The following is a 4476-nucleotide window of genomic DNA, read 5'->3' on the forward strand; positions in this document are numbered from 1 at the left end:
GCGTAAAGCTTCGTAAATGCCTTCAGAATAAACAGCCGGCGGAAACGTCCCGACCGCAGTTCCTTCATCACGGAAAAGCGCTCCGGCTCATCCAGGAACTCAATAAAACACTCATCCACCACGCAGACGATGCCCCGCTCTTCGCAGTACTCCAGAAGAGGGATCAGCTCTTCCCGTTCCACCGCAAATCCGGTGGGATTATTGGGATTGCAGAGGAACAGGATATCCGGCCGCTGTCCGGCCGCCTCTGCCCCCTTTAAATGCGCGAGGAGCTCCGGTACCGAAAGGGCAAAATCTTCCTCTTCCTTTAAGTCGAACCAGGACAGCCCGCATCCTGCGGCCTTTAACGCCTGCTCATATTCCAGAAAGGAGGGGGCGATTAACAGCGCCCACTTCGGACGCTTCGCCTGTACAATCAGAAAGATAAGCTCCGCCGCACCGTTTCCGCAGAGAACAGCCTCCCTTCCGATCCGGTGGTAAGCCGCCAGCTTCGTTCGAAGGGCCTGGCACCGGCTGTCCGGATACACGCTGCAGCAGTCTGCCGCCCCGATGTAAGCATTTTTCACACCCTCGGGAAGCCCGAGCGGGTTTAGGTTGGCGGAGTAATCCAGCTCCACCTGATTCGTATATATGTCTCCTCCATGCTGGTATTCCATGATGTATATCTCCATTCTGTCATTTTACAGTCTATTGTGCAGTGCCCGATTATCTGATAAATGGTATTGCAGCCAGAAGCCCAAGAACCGCCGCTGCAAACAGCGCCGCCGCATACGTTCCCGTCATCAGCGCGTTTGCCCACCGGATATCCGCATATTCCACGGACCGGTCTGCATCGCCGATAGTCGGTTTCTCGTACAGCTTTCCGAAGTAGAACGCGTTTCCCGCCAGCTGAATCCCCAGTACGCCGGCACAGACCGATTCCGTCTGGGCGGAGTTGGGACTCTTATGGTTATAACGGTCACGTCTGAAGATCCGGATTCCGCCTCTTCCGCTGTAATGATGTTTTTCGGACTTAGCCCTCTTTCTCAGCCGCATTACGGCTCCTTCTGCCGCCTCCAGGACATAACCCGCCGCGATCATGAAACAGGCCGAAAGCCTGGCCGGAATGTAGTTGCACACATCGTCCAGTCTGGCTGCTTTTCTTCCAAAGTTTATGTATTTGTCATTTTTATAGCCAACCATGGAATCCATGGTATTAACCGCCTTATAGAGAAATATCCCGGTTCCACCTCCCAGCACCATATAAAAGAGCGGGGCGATGATTCCATCCGAGGTATTTTCCGCCACAGTCTCCACCGCAGCCTTCGTAATTCCCAGGTCTGTGAGATCTTTGGTATCCCGCCCTACGATCATGGAGACTGCGGTTCTGGCGCCCTCTGTATCCCCGGCGGCCAGCGCGTCATACACCTTCATGCTCTCCTTTTTCAAAGAACGCCACGCCATCATTTGCCCGCACATCACGCTTTCCACCGCCACTCCGGCCAATGGATGAACCGTGTACGCGGCGGCCAGAACGAACAACGAGGCAAGTCCTGTGATCAGAAGAACAGCGACGACCAGCGCGGTGCCCGCCCTTCTCTCCGACTTTTCGTTTGCCGGGAACCATTTGCGGAGCCGAGCCTCCAGCCATGCGATCAGGTTACCGATGCCGCAGACCGGATGCGGTATATTCCGTGGATCTCCAAACAGCGCATCGAGGGCACAGCCCGCAAATGCAGCCAGTATATGGTAACGTATCATCTGTTCTCCCTCATTTCAGCCTGGTGGCGATGCCGCAGACCATGCGGTACACCGCTTCGGAATCTGCCGCCAGCTTTTCGGCCGCCCTCCCGGCTGCCTCCCGCCATGCCCGCTCCTCCGGGTCCACCGGAACGATACCGCATCCAATCTCGTCCGCGGTAATCACGACATCCGGATTTTTCGCCTCAATCGCGGCTATAAATTCATTGACATCCCGCTCTTCCCAGAGCAGTCTTCTCACAAAGTAATGAAATCCGCTGATAACCGGCCTCTCAAGGGCCGTTTCAAACGGATCCCTCCGTCCGCTGGCCACCGGAAGCGTTCTCTCTTCCGTTTTGAGACCGGCGTAAAGTACGTGTTCTCCTATTCCCGGCGTGGCCCGGCCTGCTGCAAGTGTTTCCGCAAATGCCGTCTTTCCCTGCCACGCACCGCCCGTAATAAATATCATAAATATTCTCCTGTTCTTTATATGGCAAACTGGGTCACAGCCGCCAGCACTGCCGTCAATACCAGCTCACACACCTGAAGGAAGTACCCCGCCAGGTCTCCCGTAATTCCGCCGAATTCTTTTTTCGCCATACGGTAATAGTACAAAAATGTCAGAGCGGCGCCAACCGCTGTCATCGATGCGGCTGCGGCCCCTCCCGCATACAGAATCCAGCCTTCTGCCAGAACCAGACAGCACCACATGGTCACGGCAACTGTCTTCTTCTGTGCCTGTCCGGAAAATGACGCGGCGAGTCCGCTGTTCTTCGCCATCGGAAAGGTCACCACGGCAAGTCCGGAAAGCGCCCTTGATATCACAAAAATCCCTCCGTAGGCTCCCAGAAGCACCGGTTTCATCTCTCCGAAAACCGCCACGTAGAGCAGCAGATACACGCAGCAGCCGATTATGGCGAAAGCCCCCGTATGAGGGTCCTTTAAAATCTCCAGTTTCTTTTCCACCGGCGCGTGTGAGGCTCTGGCATCCGTCACGTCGAGAAAACCATCCATATGGATTCCCCCCGTAACAATCAGAGGTACCAGGACCGGTAATATTTTAGCCATCCAGTCCAGCTTAAGCACCGTAAGCACCAGCACGGAACCGTAAATCAAGGCTCCGATCACCACACCGATTAACGGGAAGAAGCACATGGCGTATTTCATCCGCTCCTTCGTCCAGGATACCTGGGGCATGGGGATTCTGGAGTACATGGAAAACGCGATTGCGAGGCTGCCCAGTAAGTTCATCGTTCAATTCCTCCCATTATAAAAATTATCTCTATTATCATACAACAAAACAGGGATTTCGTACAGAGAGCAGATACATTTGTTAATAACAAAACGCCAATAAATGGTATCATATCATTTATTGGCGCTATCTGCTATATTTGTCTCTTACCTTAGTATCATCTTTTACCGGCCAAATACTCTTCCAGGTACTTCACGATTTCCCCGGCAGGCGCTCAAATCTCTGCCTTTAAAATACTTCTTTTACGTGTTCCACCAGCTCCGCCTCCGTATTCGACTCCACAAAATGCAGAATCTCCTCCTCCATGCTGTCGGCCTGAGCGTGGTTTGCGGCAATCGAGGCCACTCCGATGACGATAATCTGGTGAATATCCTGTTCATCGATCTCTGCTGCGGATACGTTATATTTATTGCGAAGCTTTGCAGTCAGACTCTTCACCACCATCCGCTTCTCCTTTAAAGAATGGACCCACGGGGCGTGAAGTCTGATTGTCAACGATAAAATTCTCATTTCTCTGTCACTCCTCTTTTGATGATGCCAGACTGACGGCATACTTGATAAGCTGTTCCATGCTGTATCGTTTCTCGCGGGGAACATCCTGAAAATTGATCGGAAGTACCGGAATTGTCTCCCCGGTTATCAGATAGTTTAAGTCAATGTCCATGGTTTCATTCAACAGGGCCAGTTTTTCCAGGGCAATACTGCTCTCTCCCCTCTCGATTTTTCCATAGAATGCTTTCGTAATACCGAGACATTCCGCCATCTTATCCTGAGTCCAGTTCTTTTCCAGCCTGATCTGCCTCAGGCGGTTCCCCATTTCACGCAGCAGTTCCTCTTTGTTTCGTCCGCCCTTTGATGCACGTCCCGGGCCCTTCTCCCCGGTCGGCTCTGATGGAAATTTCCGTACTCGCGGCTGATTTTTACTTCTGTTATCATTCATGTAAAATAAATCCTTCCTGATGTAAAATACTTCTTTTATTATTTTACATGAAATAATCAGTATTTGGAACGCACGCTGAGTAGTCCTTAAACTCCATATATGGTATTTTTTTCCATTTCCCGCCGTGTTCACAGACGACGAACCGCCTCAGCACCCGGTCTGCACTGCCGGTTCCTTCTCTGTAAATCATTCCTGTACTAAGAGTCCTTTTTTTATGATACAAAAAGCAGGAAAGATAACGCGGATTCCGTTATCCTTCCTGCTCTGCTGTTATTCCCGCAAGCCGGAAATATTTTTACCGGACTAATCACTGAACCTTCCGGAAGATTTCCATGCTTCGCTCCAGAATCCCCTTCATCTGCGCAATGACCATACCGTAATTCGTAAAGGGAACGCCCGCGTCCCCCGCGCACTGCATGCGGTATCTGACTTCTCTCTCATTGAGCATACAGCCGCCGCAGTGGATCACCAGGCGGTAACCGGATAAGTCTTCCGGAAAGCTTCGCCCCGAGGACGTTTCGATAATGACATTCTTCCCCGTGTATTTCTTAATCCAGGCCGGAAT

Annotated in this window: 6 protein-coding genes and 1 pseudogene; all 7 read right to left on the minus strand. The window is 52.1% G+C overall.

What is annotated here, in order from left to right:
- Positions 1 to 656: pyridoxal phosphate-dependent aminotransferase (locus ACLTD4_RS17595; RefSeq protein WP_412331446.1), on the minus strand; the 656-nt coding region annotated here is incomplete at its 3' end.
- Between the two features lie 49 nt (positions 657 to 705).
- Positions 706 to 1740 (minus strand): adenosylcobinamide-phosphate synthase CbiB, encoded by a 1035-nt coding sequence (gene cbiB, locus ACLTD4_RS17600; protein ID WP_412331447.1) that lies wholly within the window; start codon positions 1738 to 1740, stop codon positions 706 to 708.
- Positions 1741 to 1750: 10 nt separating this feature from the next.
- Entirely contained in the window at positions 1751 to 2188 is a 438-nt protein-coding gene (locus tag ACLTD4_RS17605; RefSeq protein WP_055657135.1) for a bifunctional adenosylcobinamide kinase/adenosylcobinamide-phosphate guanylyltransferase, read from the minus strand.
- A gap of 17 nt (positions 2189 to 2205) precedes the next feature.
- Entirely contained in the window at positions 2206 to 2970 is a 765-nt protein-coding gene (locus ACLTD4_RS17610; protein ID WP_117621627.1) for an adenosylcobinamide-GDP ribazoletransferase, read from the minus strand.
- Between the two features lie 229 nt (positions 2971 to 3199).
- Entirely contained in the window at positions 3200 to 3481 is a 282-nt protein-coding gene (locus tag ACLTD4_RS17615; RefSeq protein WP_117621626.1) for a DUF503 domain-containing protein, read from the minus strand.
- A gap of 7 nt (positions 3482 to 3488) precedes the next feature.
- Positions 3489 to 3911 (minus strand): helix-turn-helix domain-containing protein, encoded by a 423-nt coding sequence (locus ACLTD4_RS17620; RefSeq protein WP_002603502.1) that lies wholly within the window; start codon positions 3909 to 3911, stop codon positions 3489 to 3491.
- A gap of 307 nt (positions 3912 to 4218) precedes the next feature.
- A pseudogene (locus ACLTD4_RS17625) lies at positions 4219 to 4476 on the minus strand ([FeFe] hydrogenase H-cluster maturation GTPase HydF); the annotation flags it as partial.

It is taken from the genome of Hungatella sp. (assembly GCF_046966825.1).